20 protein-coding genes are annotated in these 14003 nt (G+C 46.8%); 17 read left to right on the top strand and 3 right to left on the bottom strand.

Annotated features, from left to right (window positions below):
* Window positions 1-2: 2 nt before the first annotated feature.
* The 16 genes from ybgC (at window position 3) to ZMTM_RS11675 (ending at window position 10762) form a co-directional block, all read left to right on the top strand.
* On the top strand, window positions 3-434 hold the full coding sequence (ybgC, locus tag ZMTM_RS11750; RefSeq protein WP_225907031.1) for a tol-pal system-associated acyl-CoA thioesterase: 432 nt from the start codon (window positions 3-5) through the stop codon (window positions 432-434).
* Window positions 431-1108: a protein TolQ gene (gene tolQ / locus ZMTM_RS11745; protein ID WP_221764023.1), complete on the top strand. Its 678-nt coding sequence runs from the start codon at window positions 431-433 to the stop codon at window positions 1106-1108. Before ybgC ends, tolQ begins: the two co-directional genes overlap by 4 nt.
* A gap of 2 nt (window positions 1109-1110) precedes the next feature.
* Window positions 1111-1509, top strand: coding sequence for a biopolymer transporter ExbD (locus ZMTM_RS11740; RefSeq protein WP_221764022.1), 399 nt, complete (start codon window positions 1111-1113; stop codon window positions 1507-1509).
* 17 nt (window positions 1510-1526) lie between these two features.
* Window positions 1527-2309, top strand: a complete 783-nt coding sequence (locus tag ZMTM_RS11735; RefSeq protein ID WP_221764021.1) for a TonB C-terminal domain-containing protein — start codon at window positions 1527-1529, stop codon at window positions 2307-2309.
* 127 nt (window positions 2310-2436) lie between these two features.
* The gene (tolB, locus tag ZMTM_RS11730; RefSeq protein ID WP_225907030.1) at window positions 2437-3681 is read left to right on the top strand and encodes a Tol-Pal system beta propeller repeat protein TolB; all 1245 of its coding nucleotides are present in this window, start codon (window positions 2437-2439) and stop codon (window positions 3679-3681) included.
* An 80-nt stretch (window positions 3682-3761) separates the two neighbouring features.
* Window positions 3762-4289: a peptidoglycan-associated lipoprotein Pal gene (gene pal / locus ZMTM_RS11725; RefSeq protein WP_221764019.1), complete on the top strand. Its 528-nt coding sequence runs from the start codon at window positions 3762-3764 to the stop codon at window positions 4287-4289.
* Window positions 4290-4321: 32 nt separating this feature from the next.
* Complete coding sequence (ybgF, locus tag ZMTM_RS11720) at window positions 4322-5152, top strand: tol-pal system protein YbgF (protein WP_221764018.1); 831 nt, start codon at window positions 4322-4324, stop codon at window positions 5150-5152.
* Window positions 5153-5171: 19 nt separating this feature from the next.
* Window positions 5172-5807, top strand: a complete 636-nt coding sequence (gene queE / locus ZMTM_RS11715) for a 7-carboxy-7-deazaguanine synthase QueE (RefSeq protein ID WP_221764017.1) — start codon at window positions 5172-5174, stop codon at window positions 5805-5807.
* Complete coding sequence (queC, locus tag ZMTM_RS11710; protein ID WP_221764016.1) at window positions 5808-6488, top strand: 7-cyano-7-deazaguanine synthase QueC; 681 nt, start codon at window positions 5808-5810, stop codon at window positions 6486-6488.
* 122 nt (window positions 6489-6610) lie between these two features.
* Window positions 6611-6862, top strand: a complete 252-nt coding sequence (gene rpsP, locus ZMTM_RS11705) for a 30S ribosomal protein S16 (protein ID WP_221764015.1) — start codon at window positions 6611-6613, stop codon at window positions 6860-6862.
* A gap of 35 nt (window positions 6863-6897) precedes the next feature.
* Window positions 6898-7446, top strand: coding sequence for a ribosome maturation factor RimM (gene rimM, locus ZMTM_RS11700; protein WP_225907029.1), 549 nt, complete (start codon window positions 6898-6900; stop codon window positions 7444-7446).
* 23 nt (window positions 7447-7469) lie between these two features.
* Window positions 7470-8228: a tRNA (guanosine(37)-N1)-methyltransferase TrmD gene (trmD, locus tag ZMTM_RS11695; protein ID WP_221765709.1), complete on the top strand. Its 759-nt coding sequence runs from the start codon at window positions 7470-7472 to the stop codon at window positions 8226-8228.
* 18 nt (window positions 8229-8246) lie between these two features.
* On the top strand, window positions 8247-8645 hold the full coding sequence (gene rplS, locus ZMTM_RS11690) for a 50S ribosomal protein L19 (protein WP_221764014.1): 399 nt from the start codon (window positions 8247-8249) through the stop codon (window positions 8643-8645).
* Between the two features lie 88 nt (window positions 8646-8733).
* Window positions 8734-9219, top strand: coding sequence for a methylated-DNA--[protein]-cysteine S-methyltransferase (locus ZMTM_RS11685; protein WP_221764013.1), 486 nt, complete (start codon window positions 8734-8736; stop codon window positions 9217-9219).
* Window positions 9212-10120 (top strand): site-specific tyrosine recombinase XerD, encoded by a 909-nt coding sequence (gene xerD, locus ZMTM_RS11680; protein WP_221764012.1) that lies wholly within the window; start codon window positions 9212-9214, stop codon window positions 10118-10120. The genes ZMTM_RS11685 and xerD overlap by 8 nt, the downstream gene beginning before the upstream one ends.
* A 153-nt stretch (window positions 10121-10273) precedes the next feature.
* Complete coding sequence (locus ZMTM_RS11675) at window positions 10274-10762, top strand: hypothetical protein (protein WP_221764011.1); 489 nt, start codon at window positions 10274-10276, stop codon at window positions 10760-10762.
* A gap of 16 nt (window positions 10763-10778) precedes the next feature.
* Here ZMTM_RS11675 and ZMTM_RS11670 read toward each other — a convergent pair whose 3' ends face one another.
* Together ZMTM_RS11670 and ZMTM_RS11665 are read right to left on the bottom strand one after the other, a co-directional pair.
* Window positions 10779-11843 (bottom strand): DUF2914 domain-containing protein, encoded by a 1065-nt coding sequence (locus ZMTM_RS11670; protein ID WP_221764010.1) that lies wholly within the window; start codon window positions 11841-11843, stop codon window positions 10779-10781.
* A 50-nt stretch (window positions 11844-11893) separates the two neighbouring features.
* A complete protein-coding gene (locus tag ZMTM_RS11665; protein WP_221764009.1) occupies window positions 11894-12253 on the bottom strand; it encodes a dihydroneopterin aldolase in 360 nt (119 codons plus the stop codon).
* Window positions 12254-12295: 42 nt separating this feature from the next.
* On the opposite strand from ZMTM_RS11665, the gene plsY reads away from it, so the two are divergent.
* Window positions 12296-12898 carry a glycerol-3-phosphate 1-O-acyltransferase PlsY gene (plsY, locus tag ZMTM_RS11660; RefSeq protein ID WP_221764008.1) on the top strand — a complete coding sequence of 201 codons (603 nt, stop codon included), beginning with the start codon at window positions 12296-12298 and terminating at the stop codon, window positions 12896-12898.
* Window positions 12899-12920: 22 nt separating this feature from the next.
* Here the strand turns inward: plsY and tsaD are convergent, their stop codons facing one another.
* A complete protein-coding gene (gene tsaD, locus ZMTM_RS11655) occupies window positions 12921-13934 on the bottom strand; it encodes a tRNA (adenosine(37)-N6)-threonylcarbamoyltransferase complex transferase subunit TsaD (protein WP_221764007.1) in 1014 nt (337 codons plus the stop codon).
* Window positions 13935-14003: the final 69 nt, after the last annotated feature.

Genomic DNA, 14003 nt, shown 5'->3' with positions numbered 1-14003 from the left:
GCATGGGCGAGTTACCACAGGCTAATCCAGGTGAATTTATCTGGCCTGTTCGCGTCTATTACGAAGATACTGATGGCGGTGGTGTAGTTTACCACGCCAACTATCTGAAGTTCATGGAACGGGCCAGAACCGAGTGGTTGCGCAGTTTGGGTTTTGAGCAAGTGGAACTTAAAGCCAAGTTTGGCATCCTGTTTGTAGTGCGCAAGCTTGAGATACAATACAAAAAACCAGCATGTTTTGATGATGCTATTCATGTCGTGTCAACGGTAGCAAAAATTCAGCGTTGCTTGTTTACCTTTGAACAAACCATCAAACGTGATGATGAAATACTCACCAAGGCCTTAGTTGAGGTCGTCTGTGTGGATGCTGAGGCATTTAGTCCAGCCAGTATCCCTGAATCTATTCGTAATGTAATCGCTATGGAGTCTGCATGAATTTAACTGAAGATATGTCGCTATTAAGCTTGCTCACGGGCGCCAGCGTGCCTGTGCAAGTGGTGATGGGGATTTTGCTCTTGGTGTCTTTTGTATCGTGGTGGTACATCTTTATCAAGGTCTTTACCATTCGCCGCGCTGAACGTGAAGTTGAAGAGTTTGAGCAGGATTTCTGGCGTGGTGGCGACCTTAATAAACTGTTTGAAGGCATCAGTGCCAGCCGCACCAAGCCACAAGGCATGGCCAGTATTTTTGAGGCTGGTTTCAAGGAGTTCGCAAGGCTCAAACGCCAGGGTGGATTAGAGCTTAGTGATATTACCGAAAGCGCGCGCCGTGCTATGCGTGCAGCTTATAACCGCGAAATTGATGATCTAGATTCCCACTTGCCGTTCTTAGCTTCTGTTGGTTCTGTCAGCCCGTATATCGGTTTATTTGGCACGGTGTGGGGCATCATGAATGCGTTCCGTGGTCTGGCTAATATGGCACAAGCCACTTTGGCGCACGTTGCGCCGGGTATTGCTGAAGCGCTGATAGCAACTGCCATCGGCCTGTTTGCGGCAATCCCTGCCGTGATTGCCTATAACCGATTCGCTACTTCTGTTGACAGGCTTGCCGTGCGTTACGAAAGCTTTATGGAAGAGTTCACCAACATCCTACAGCGTAACAAGAGCTAACCATGTTGCGCACGCGTAAACGCAGGGTAATGAACCAGATCAACGTCGTACCATATATCGACGTGACTTTGGTACTACTCGTCATTTTTATGGTGACTGCACCAATGACTAATCCTGGCGTGGTTGAATTACCTAAAGTGGGCAGTGATGTTTTGAAGCAGCAAACTGCACCTATGGTCATTACCCTGCAAGCTAACGGCAAGATCGAGTTCCAGGAAAAAACACTGGAAAAAGACCAGCTGTTATTCGAAATCAAGCAACAACTCGCCAAAACGCCTGATACGGCATTTGTAGTAAGTGCGGATAAGAAAACGAGTTATGAGCAAGTCGCCCAACTGCTTGAAATCCTCAAGCGCTCAGGTGCACCTAAAACTGGGCTGTTGTTAAACCCTAGTAACTAAGGTTGATTAAGCCGTAGATGATACGTTCCCGAGAAAATCCTGTTGCCATACAAGCTGGCGCGCTTTCAGTGTTGGTGCATGCAGTGCTGCTGAGCATACTTGTGCTTTCATTTAACTGGAGAACGGTGCGCCCAGCCAGCGTGGCTGAAGTTGAATTGTGGGATAACCTGCCGCAACAAAAGGCAGTTGAGAAACCCGTTGAAAAGCCTGTTGAAAAAGTTGTTCCACCAGAACCACCTAAACCTGTCGAACAGCCGAAACCTGAACCCAAGCCAGAGCCTGTCGTTGAGCCAAAACCTGACATTCAGATGAAAAAGGTACCTGTTAAGGAGATACCTAAAGTCGAGAAACCTATCGTCAAACCAGATCCACCTAAGCCTGACCAGAAAAAAATCAAAGAAGATTTGCTGAAGAAATTGCAGCAAGACATGCTGAAGGAAGATTCAAAGCCGGCTCATTCTGACGTGCCAAAGATAGAAGGGCCTGTTTCACCTACCACCAATCAAGCTAGTCAGGGTGAGATTGATAAATATAGAAGCCTGATCAGTAGCAAGATTCATCGTTATGTAAATAACCAGTTGTGTGGTACTGGCAAGCCAGAATTGCTTATTGGCCTTGAGCTAATGCCAACAGGTGAAGTCATTGGTGTACCAAAGATTGTTAAAAGTAGCGGAATTATCGCTTGTGATGACGCTGTCATCCGAGCGATTTTGCTGGCTCAACCATTACCATTGCCCACGCAACCTGATTTACTTGCACAGTTTCGCAGTCTAAATTTGAATTTCACGCCTAATAATTAAATCGTATTAAATTGAAATCTTAAATCACAACAAAGGAACTTTTTGGCGTTAATTCGCCCAAACGTGTATGATTAAGCCTATGATTAATTTCAGTAATTGTTACAAATTGTTAACTGGCTTGTGCATTATGTGGCTGCCATTAACCAGTCATGCTGCGTTGACCATTGAAATTGTGGGTGGTGCACAGCAGCAAATCCCTGTGGCTATCGTGCCTTTTGCGGCCTCGCCTACATCATCACAGCAAGATGATATGGCAACCATTATTGGTGCTGATCTGCGTCGCAGTGGTTTGTTTCGTGTGCTGGAAACTCGCGGCGTAGCTAACCAGCCGCATGATCTGCCAGATGTTAAATATGCGGAATGGGCAGCGATTCAGGCGCAAGCATTAACAGTGGGAACTGTTGAAAACTTGCCTGGCAATAAGCTCAAAGTGTCGTTTCGCTTAGTGGACGTGCTTAAACAGCAACCATTAGCTGGTTTTGAATACAACATCACGCCAGCCCAGTTCCGTATTACCGCACACCGTATCGCAGACGTGATTTACGAAAAACTCACAGGTGAACCTGGCGTATTTGCGACCCGTATCAGCTATATCACCAAGTCTAATGGCCGTTATTCGCTGCAGGTGGCTGATGCTGATGGATATAATCCGCAAACCGTTGTTTCTTCTAACGAACCAATTATTTCGCCGAAGTGGTCGCCCGATGGCACAAAATTGGCTTATGTTTCTTTCGAGAAAAAGAAACCGATTATTTTTGTGCAATCACTGGTTTCAGGTCAGCGCTATATACTGGCCAATTTCAAAGGTAATAATAGTGCGCCAGCATGGTCACCAGACGGCAAGCGCTTAGCCATCGTGCTGACTTACGGTGCGAACTCACAGATTTATGCGATTGATGTAGATGGTACGAATTTGCAGCAACTGACTAAAACCAGCTCAATTGATACTGAGCCTGTATGGTCAAACGATGGCGGCACGATTTACTTTACGTCTGATCGCGGCGGTAGTGCGCAAATATACAAAATGCCAGCCAGCGGTGGTGATGCAAAGCGCGTAACGTTTGATGGCAGTTATAATGTGAGCCCACGTTTTTCTCCAGATGGAAAATCACTGGCTTACATCAAGCAGGACCAAGGAAAGTTCCGTGTGGCGATTCAGGATTTAACCACAGGGCAAGTGCAAATATTGAGTGATACATCAAGAGATGAATCGCCGAGTTTTGCACCTAACAGCCGCATGATTTTGTATGCGACCAATATTAACGGTAAAGGCGCACTGGCTGCTGTATCTGCCGATGGCAAAGTGAAGCAGCGCTTAAGCGAAAGCGGCGGCGATGTGCGTGAGCCTGCATGGAGCCCTGCAGCAAATTAGTTTTGTAGTAAATGTAGTGATGGTTAGATGGTTTCGTAAGTTAGTTTTGTTTAATTGATGTGTTTATTAAGGAGATAAGAATGAAGAAAAGCGTATTGGTAAGTATCTTATTGGCATTGTCACTGGTAGCTTGTTCAAGCAAGCCAGTAAAAGAGACAGCAGCCCCTGTAGTTGATAAGAATGTTTCTGCACCTATGGATGATTCTGCTAAAACATCTGGCATGAATGATTCTGATAGCAGCATGAACCCATTAAAAGACCCTAACAACATCCTGTCACAACGCAGCGTGTATTTTGATTTTGACAAAGATGAAGTTAAATCAGAATTCCGTCCTTTAGTTGAAGCGCATGCTAAATATCTGTTGGCACATGCTGATGCAAAAGTGATTCTGCAAGGTAACACCGATGACCGCGGTTCTAGCGAATACAACTTGTCACTTGGTCAACGTCGTGCAGTGGCTGTGAAAAAAGTATTGAACTTGCTTGGTGTACAAGACAAGCAAATCGAAACCGTTAGCTATGGTAAAGAAAAACCAGTGGCAACCGGTGACGACGAAGCTTCACGCGGCAAAAATCGCCGTGCTGATATCGTTTACCAAGGCGAGTAATCAGTTACTGATTATTAGGTAAGGTAAATAAAATGCGACAACTGATTCTGGTTTTAACTTCTGCATTGGCGTTTTTAGCGCTGACGCAGACGGCGCATGCGGGCTTATTCAGCGATGATGAAGCACGTAAGAAAATCGCCGATTTACAGCAGCAAGTGGAAAGCCAGAATCAGGCTAACCAGGCACTTAGTCAGCGCATCGCCACGATGGAGGCGGTGATTAAAGGTCAGGGCTTGATTGATTTGTTGACCCAAGTTGACCAGCTCAAGCAGGATTTGAGCAATGTAAAAGGTCAACTTGAAGTCACCAACCATAATCTTGATATGGCTCAACAACGCCAAAAAGACTTATATGTAGATGTAGATGGCAGGTTACGTAAAATTGAAACAGCTGCACCAGCTTCGGCTGTTAATACGCCAGCAGCCACTGATGCACCAACAGCAGGTGCAATCAACCCGAATTCAGCAGTAGAAGCACCAACAGAATCAAAAGATTTTGATGCCGCCCAAACATTGTTAAAAACTGGCAAATACAAAGAGGCGTTTGATGCTTTTGGTAAGTTTATCCAAACCTATCCAGGCAGTGCCCGATTGCCAGAAGCCCAATATTCATTAGGGTTCTCACAGTTTTCATTAAAGAACTATAAAGCCGCGATTGCGACCCAGCAAAAGCTAGTTAAAACCTATCCTGATAGTGCTAAAGCACCAGATGCGATGTTCAATATTGCTAATGCGCAGATTCAACTGGCAGATATTGATAGTGCAAAGAAAACACTGAAAGAATTACTCAGCAAGTACCCAGGCAGTGAAATAGCACCAAACGCAAAGCGTCGTTTATCGGTGCTAGATTCAATCAAATCGTAGTCGTCATTTAGCAACTTCCGTGATCCGTATCCACGAAATATTTCACTCTTTACAGGGCGAATCTTCGCGCGTTGGCTTGCCAACTGTTTTCGTGCGCCTGACGGGTTGTCCCATGCGTTGTGTCTATTGTGATACGGCTTATGCATTCAAGGGCGGCTCAAATATGTCGATTGAAGACATCATGATCAAAGTCGCTGAGTTTGGTGCCAGCTATGTGACCGTGACAGGCGGAGAGCCATTGGCGCAAAAAGAATGTTTGGTTTTACTTAACCAACTCTGTGATGCAGGCTACCAAGTCTCTCTCGAAACTGGTGGCGCGATTGATACGACAGGTGTGGATGATCGTGTAGCCGTCATTCTGGATATCAAGACCCCAGGTTCTGGTGAGCTAGAGAATAACGTCTGGAGCAATATCCAGCGGCTTAAACCGCTGGATGAGGTCAAGTTTGTACTTTGCGACTATGCTGATTATGAATGGGCTAAAGAGCTGATGGATGAGTACGCGATAGCTAAAAAATGCAGCGTGCTTTTTTCCCCTGTTTATAACCAAGTGAACCCCACACAGCTTGCCGAATGGATACTTGCAGATAAGTTGCCAGTGCGTATGCAGGTGCAATTACACAAAATACTCTGGGGCGAAGTCGCAGGTAAGTAAATGAACAAAACCACTAAAAATGCAGTGATTCTTCTTTCAGGTGGGCTGGATTCAGCCACAGTATTAGCGATTGCCAAAAGCCAAGGTTTTGAGTGTTATTGCTTGAGTCTGGATTATCACCAACGCCACGTTGCAGAACTGGTTGCCGCAAAAAATGTAGCCAAGGCGCTGGGCGCTAAAGCCCACCGCACTGCCATGCTCGATTTATCCATGTTTGGCGGTTCTGCGCTGACTGATAACGCGATTGATGTGCCGGAGTCACCTACTGAAGGCATCCCTGTGACTTATGTACCTGCTCGAAACACCATCATGCTCTCGCTAGCTTTGGCATGGGCTGAGGTGCTTGAAGCGCAGGATATATTTATCGGCGTAAATGCGCTCGACTATTCAGGCTATCCGGATTGTCGTGGCGAGTATGTGAAGGCTTTTCAGGATATGGCCAATCTGGCGACCAAATCGGCAGTAGAAGGCAAAACTATTACTGTGCATGCGCCCTTAATTGATATGACCAAAGCCGAGATTATCAAACAGGGGAGCGCGCTGGGAGTGGATTACGGCATCACCATTTCTTGCTACCAAGCTGATGCGGAAGGCAAGGCCTGTGGGCTTTGTGATTCTTGCCGTTTTCGCCGTGATGGGTTTGCTTCAGCTGGCATTGTTGATCCTACGACTTATCAATAGTGCTATATCAATAACTAAGCTTGGAGTTGCAGAGGCTAACTGCAATATTTACCTTGCCAAGTACATCAAAAATAACGTAAAATCCGCCCCTTTCTGCAAAAACTAATTAGAGAACACATATTATGGTAATCATTCGACTAGCCCGCGGTGGCGCGAAGAAGACCCCTTTTTACAGCGTCGTAGTTGCTGATTCACGCAATCGTCGCGATGGTCGTTTCATTGAGCGCGTAGGTTTTTACAACCCACTTGCTAAAGAAGGCCAAGAAGGTCTTCGTTTAAACAGCGAGCGTATCAGCCACTGGCGTAGCCACGGCGCTCAGCTTTCAGATAGCGTTGCACGTCTGGTTAAGCAAGCTGCTGCTGTCGCTGCTTAAGTTTTCAGTCCGTTTTCAATAAGAAAACGGTCGCTATGAAAACTGGCAAAACAGTCATTCCAAGCCAAATGGTAGTAATGGGGCGCATCGTCGCCCCTTATGGCGTTTATGGGTGGCTCAAAGTATTACCCGATACAGAAGCGCTGGACAGTCTTTTTGATTACGACGAGTTCTGGCTAGCTAGGCCGAGGTTAGGGGTATTGGCAAACACAGACATGCAGTGGAAAAGCTATAGCGTTGAAACGATCAAGCTGCATGTTGATACGCTGGTAGTTAAGCTTGATGGCATTGATGACAGAGATGCCGCGCTAGCCTGTAAAGGTATGCAAGTAGCTGTGCCCCGTGAGTTGTTACCAGAACCAGATGATGATGAATATTACTGGTCAGATTTAATCGGTGTGCGTGTACAAAACCAGCAGCAACAGGATTTCGGTGAAATTATCGACGTGTTTGCGACTGGTGCAAATGATGTGATTGTGGTCAAAGGTGAACGTGAGCGCTTGATTCCGTTTATTGACCAAGTGGTCTTGAGTGTTGATATTGCAGCCAAAGAAATGCTGGTTGAGTGGGATGCGGAGTTTTGAGCAACCCTGACAAGCAGCCCGTGATTATATTTGATGTCATCACGCTGTTTCCGCAGATGTTTGATGCCATCAGCAAATCTGGTATTACAGCGCGAGCACTTGAAAACAGGATTTATGCATTAACGTTGTCGAACCCACGTGATTTTACGAAAGATAATCACAAGACAGTAGATGACAGGCCTTACGGCGGTGGCCCAGGTATGGTGATGCTAGCGGAACCGCTGGAAGCTACGATTAATGCAGCAAAAGATAGGCAACAACAGGCAGGTATTAAGCGAAGCAAGGTGATTCACCTGTCTCCGCAAGGTAAACCGCTTACGCATCAAAGCGTGATGGAACTGGCGGCAGAAGAAGGCTTGATATTATTGGCAAGTCGCTATGAAGGCGTGGATGAGCGATTGCTCACTCGCATGGTGGATGAAGAATATTCCATCGGCGATTATGTGCTGTCAGGTGGTGAGTTGCCGGTAATGGTACTGATGGATGCAGTGATCAGGCAGTTGCCGGGTGTATTAGGCGATGCGGATTCAGCGGCTGAAGATTCATTTGTAGATGGATTACTGGATTGCCCGCATTACACGCGGCCTGAAGAATACGCAGGTATGAAAGTGCCAGAGATATTGCTCTCGGGTAACCATGCAAAGATAAAGAATTGGCGATTGAAACAATCGCTAGCAAGAACCGGGGCAAGACGCCCGGATTTACTGGCCGCAAGGTCGTTGTCAAAAGAGGAATCTCGGCTGCTCAGTGAAATCAAGCTAGAGCAGGAACAAGATTCGTAAAACTAGAAGGAGCAACAAGTGGCTGATATTATCAAAGCATTAGAAGAAGCTGAAATTGCGCGTTTGGGTAAAACCATTCCTAGCTTCGCACCAGGCGACACCGTTGTCGTAGGCGTGAACGTGGTTGAAGGTACGCGTAAACGTGTGCAGGCATATGAAGGCGTTGTGATTGCGATTCGCAATCGTGGCCTGAACTCATCATTTATCGTGCGTAAGATTTCATCTGGTGAAGGCGTAGAACGTACATTCCAAACTTATTCACCATTGATTGCCAGCATTGAAGTGAAGCGCCGTGGCGATGTACGCCGTAGCAAGCTTTACTACTTGCGTGAGCGTTCAGGTAAATCTGCACGTATTAAAGAAAAGCTGAAAGCACGTGATAGAGACGTGATGCCAGCGGAAAACGCAGCAGAATAAATTCCTGTTTCAGGTATTTAAAAAGCCCCAGCGATGGGGCTTTTTTTCGTCTGTACCAATTAAGCTGATTTGGAATAATATAGTTGCTATGACTAAAGATTACGATGCAATCATTCCAGCACCATTCGGTGCGGTAGGCATAAAAACGCAAGATGACTTTCTAGTCGAAGTCGACTTGTTGCCAGAATTGCAACCCGTAAAACCGCCATCAAGCGCATTTGCAAGTGCTATTGCACAGCAAGTGGCACATTATTTCGATGATCCGCATAGCCCATTAGAGATTGCCTATGCGGTCAAAGGTACGCATTTCCAGAAACGTGTATGGCAAGCAATCGCCTCTATCCCAATAGGCCAAGTGTTGACATATAGTGAGTTGGCCGAGAAGGTCAATTCTGGTCCGCGTGCGGTGGCCAATGTCTGTGGCGCTAATCAGGTACCTTTATTCATCCCATGTCATCGTGTGGTCGCTAAAAATGGCCTTGGAGGATTCATGCAGGGTAAAGCGGATGGTTTGGCGATCAAGCAATGGCTACTGGATCATGAGAAAAGCCTAGAAAAGAACCTGAATGACTGAGGCATTAAGCGAGCCCAGCCAAAGCCTGCTTGATGAATTCATTGATCGTATCTGGCTAGAAGAAGGCCTTGCGCGCAATACGCTCGATAGCTATCGGCAGGACTTAAGCCAGTTTGCTGTCTGGTTGCAAAAGCAGTTAACAAAGAATCTGGCAGAAGTGTCGCAAGGCGATATCCAGCAATATCTGGCATACCGGTTCCCCACTAGCAAACCACGTAGCGTCAGTCGTCTTATTGCCAGCCTGCGTCGCCTTTATCGCTTCGCCCTGCGCGAAAATAAAATCAGTATAGATCCCACCCTGCAAATTGATTCACCCAAATTACCGCGCTCACTACCTAAAAGCCTGAGCGAAGATGAAGTGGAGTCGCTATTGCAGGCGCCTAATCTGGATGACCCCATAGGTCTGCGTGACCGCGCCATGCTAGAGGTGCTATACGCCAGCGGCTTGCGTGTTTCTGAACTGGTTGGCCTCAAAGTCACAGAAGTTAGCCTGAGCGATGGCGTGGTACGTGCCACGGGTAAAGGCAGCAAAACACGCTTAGTGCCTTTAGGCGAAGAGGCTGTTGAATGGGTTGCTCGCTACCTTAATGAAGGTCGTCCTGAGATATTGCAAAAGCGCCTGAGCGATAGCTTGTTTGTGACGCAACGCGGCGCAAGTATGACGCGCCAGGCCTTCTGGTACCTCATCAAGCGTTATGCCCTGCTAGCAGGCATCCATAAGCCTATGTCACCCCATGTATTACGCCATGCATTCGCTACGCACTTGTTGAATCACGGTGCTGATTTGCGCGTTGTACAGATGTTGTTAGGCCACGCCGACATTTCAACTACCCAGATTTATACCCATGTTGCACGGGAACGATTGAAACAACTCCACTCCATGCACCACCCCAGAGGGTAGATAATTACTGTGTGTTGCTTTTAATTTCCCGCCATCTGCTGAATTGACGGTCTTTTGCAGTGCTTTTGTTTTATTTGCAACTTGCTGGAGTCTGGCAATATCAATATTGGGATATATTCAAAAAATTAATCGGGCGCCGCATAAAGACAAATCATGAAGAACTCTATCAATCTGGCCTTGTTGTTTCTGGTCATAGCCAATCTTTCTGGGTGCGCCTCAGTTATTTATGACGCTAATCAACCAGTGCGAATCTCAACAGTTGATAAATCTAATGCCGCCGTAACCGATGTTTACTGCATCTTGAGAAATGATAACGGCGAATGGAATATGAGGACGGATGACAGCGTCTACGTGCATCGCTCTGCACTGAATCTAGTGGCTAGATGTAGTAAGAATGGGCAGCCAGAAGGTTTGGCTACACTGATATCCCGATCAAATAATGGCGTATATGGAAATATTCTAATAGGTGGTTTGGTAGGGGCATGGGTTGATAAGAGAAATGGTGCCGCTTTTGATTATCCTGATTGGATAGTCGTGGTGATGGGTGACAATCTGATCTATGACAGAAAAAACCAAAAAGAAAATGAGCCTTTGTTTGGCGCTAAAGCCTCGTTTGAGCAGAAGCAGTCAGCTAGCCAGTAATTACTTTCCACTTCTTTTAGAGAGTTTTAGATTCTAGGTGTGTGTCGACTAAAGGCTGGGTGTGAAGATAAAAACGGTAGACAGTCAAAGTTTTGCCGCTTTCAGCCTCGACTTTTACCCGCCACTCACCAGGTTGAATATTTTGTTTGTAGGTGTAGCCCCTGAATCCACCTTGCCTACCGCCTGATAAATCAAAACCTATTCTGTTCTCAGTCTGCCAGCCATGCTGCTTATCGTAATGTTCCCAACGGTGATAAAGCGTGGTGTTGATGCCTCTGGGCGCAAACACAGAAGAAGCGCAATAGACTTTAGCGCCACTCGGTACATATAAATCGTTAGAAAGCAGGCGCCATGGTTTATACCAAGGTGCACGCTCAACTGAGATGGCCATATCCCCATTAGATTTTGTTAAGTCTAAGCCAATCTGCATGTCACGTTTGACCAAAGGCACAGGTGGCACAAAGTCGAAGAAATAAGCCAAACTCAACACGCCTGCAATCACCCAAACAGGCGCAGCACGGCCTGGGCAGCCAGGTGTTTTTTTGCGTAAAGAGTGTGTGAGACTGGCGCCTGCTAAGGTGCTCAGGTAAAACCAAATAGAAAGAATGCTCCCCAGTACAAAAGGAAGCACAAAGTTGAATACCAAAATGGCACACAAGCCAAAAATGGCCCAGGTGAGGGTGTATCGATGGTAGTGGTGGTCAAGGCGCTCATTTGCTACCAGCAAAGTCCCCAAACCCAAAGTCCAGAAAATGGCTAATAAGTGATTGGCGCTTTTGAAGTAAAGAATAAATAGCGCGCTAAATAGACCACCAAACAGAAATTGCAGAATGAATAGAGGGGCACGCTTCACCCACTCTGGCTTTTTGGTCTCTACTGCTTGTTGTGCTGCTTCATCAAGCAGGCTGTGGGCGTGACGTCTGTGACCCATCCAATATAAAATCAGGCCAGCCACTATCAAATAACCCGTCAAAATCCATAAATCGGAAGGGTTGATTTGACGGCCAATAGTTAATTCATCCCACAAGAAGCCACTAAAAAAGGCGACCAATGGCAAGTATTTTTTTATGCGCTGCTTCATATGGAATTCGATGATTTAAACGGTTTATGCGAGCTAGAAATTTAGTTACGTTAGGCCTTGTCTTGAGCTCTTTCGATGACCACACCCAAAGCTTTCAGCCCTGGCAATATCCCAGGTTTAGCCACTTTAATCTTCACCCATGGCGCGCCGAATTCATTGAGGATGATCTGGCAAAGATGTTCAGCCAAAGCTTCTACCAACTTAAAGCTGCGCTCAGCCAGTGTTTGACGAATGCGGGCAACGACTGCGCCATAATCAATAGTGTCTTCAATTTCATCAGTCTGGCAGCTATTGCTGTGTGGCATGGCGATTTCGATGTCGAGAATGATGGTTTGCGGTTTGAGACGCTCCCAATCCGGTACGCCGAGTTTAGTTTCAACTTTGACTTCGCTTAAAAAAATAGTGTCCATATGGTTTAGAATCCCCTTTTATCTTATTTTAGAGCATCCGCGATGTCAGAGTTAGCATTTGTAATAGGCGCTTATTTATTAGGTTCGGTTTCATTCGGCATATTGATGAGCCATGCTTTTGGCTTGCCTGATCCTCGTACCGTGGGTTCTGGCAACCCAGGTGCGACTAATGTACTACGAAGTGGCAAAAAGCTGGCAGCAGCGCTGACATTGTTTGGAGATGCCGCCAAAGGCTGGGTTGCCGTTCGATTGGCGCTGGATTTGCAGGCTCACTTTGGTTGGGCACCCTGGATGGTATGCGTTGTAGGGCTGGCAGTGTTTGTCGGACATTTGTATCCGATTTACTACGGCTTTAAAGGCGGTAAAGGTGTAGCGACTGCGCTAGGCATACTGCTGGCGTTCTCAGTATGGCTGGGTTTAGCTGTATTACTAACCTGGGCTGCAGTATTTGCTATCTCTCGCTATTCTTCATTAGCTGCATTGGTTGCATCTTGGCTGGCGCCCATACATGCGGTGGCTTTGCTGCCGTACAAAGGCTATGCCATTACTGCTGCAGTGATTGCCGTGCTGATTACCTGGCGGCATCGCAGCAATATCAAGAAATTGATTGCTGGTACTGAGGCGGGTTTTGGCAAGAAACAATAGATTGAGAAGTGCTAGTCAAACCTCAGGGTGTTTGCAGTTCTGCTAGATCCCAGCGCGGTTTTACAGTAAAACTATAGTCCCCAGCTTTTGCATGTTGCATGCGCATGGCGCCAGCGAAAGCAATCATCGCACCGTTGTCTGTACAAAACTCCAAACGCGGATAATGTACTTTGCAGAGTTTGCGCTTGGTAGCGGTATTGAGCTTGGCGCGTAGTTGCTGGTTAGCGCCCACTCCGCCAGAGACAATCAGGCTATCCAGCCCCGTTTCACGCAGGGCAGACATGCATTTGGTGGTGAGCACTTCAGTGACGGCTTCCTGGAATTCGTAGGCGATATCGGCCTTGGTTTGTTCGTCCAGATCGTTGCTGCTAGCTAAAGTCAGTACAGCCGTTTTCAGGCCGCTGAAGCTGAAATTGAGATCACCGCTATTCAACATAGGTCTGGGTAATTTAAAACGGTCTGGCTTGCCTTGCTTTGCCAGCTTTGAAACCGCAGGGCCACCTGGGTATGATAAACCCAATAGTTTGGCTGTTTTATCGAAAGCCTCTCCCGCAGCGTCATCCATTGTGTCGCCGAGTAGCTCGTAATCACCGATACCACCAACACGCATCAATTGCGTATGGCCGCCAGAAACCAGTAAAGCGACGAATGGAAAGCTGGGTGGATTTTCTTCCAGCAATGGTGCCAATAGATGCCCCTCAAGGTGGTGTACGCCTATCGTGGGGATATTTAATGTAAATGCCAGCGCTTCAGCAATGCTGGTGCCTACAAGTAATGCACCTGAGAGTCCAGGGCCTTGGGTGTAGGCAATGCCGTCAATGTCTTGAAGAGTCAGCCCCGCTTCATCAAGCACGTGTTGGGTAAGCGGAATAGCCCGCCGTATATGGTCGCGGGAGGCAAGTTCTGGTACTACGCCGCCATATTCTGCGTGCATCTCAATTTGTGAGTGCAGGGCGTGGGCAAGCAGGCCTTTATTTGTGTCGTAAAGGGCGATACCTGTTTCGTCGCAAGAGGATTCAATACCAAGTACTAACATGAAATCAGCGTAAACCTAAAATGAAGTAGTGATGATCAGGGCGAAATACACAACATAATCATTGATAAA

The sequence above is a fragment of the Methyloradius palustris genome (assembly GCF_019703875.1).
In the GTDB taxonomy this organism is placed as follows: Bacteria; Pseudomonadota; Gammaproteobacteria; order Burkholderiales; family Methylophilaceae; genus Methyloradius; species Methyloradius palustris.
The sequence above is the reverse complement of the archived record's forward strand: the minus strand, read 5'-3'. Positions and strand labels throughout refer to the sequence as shown.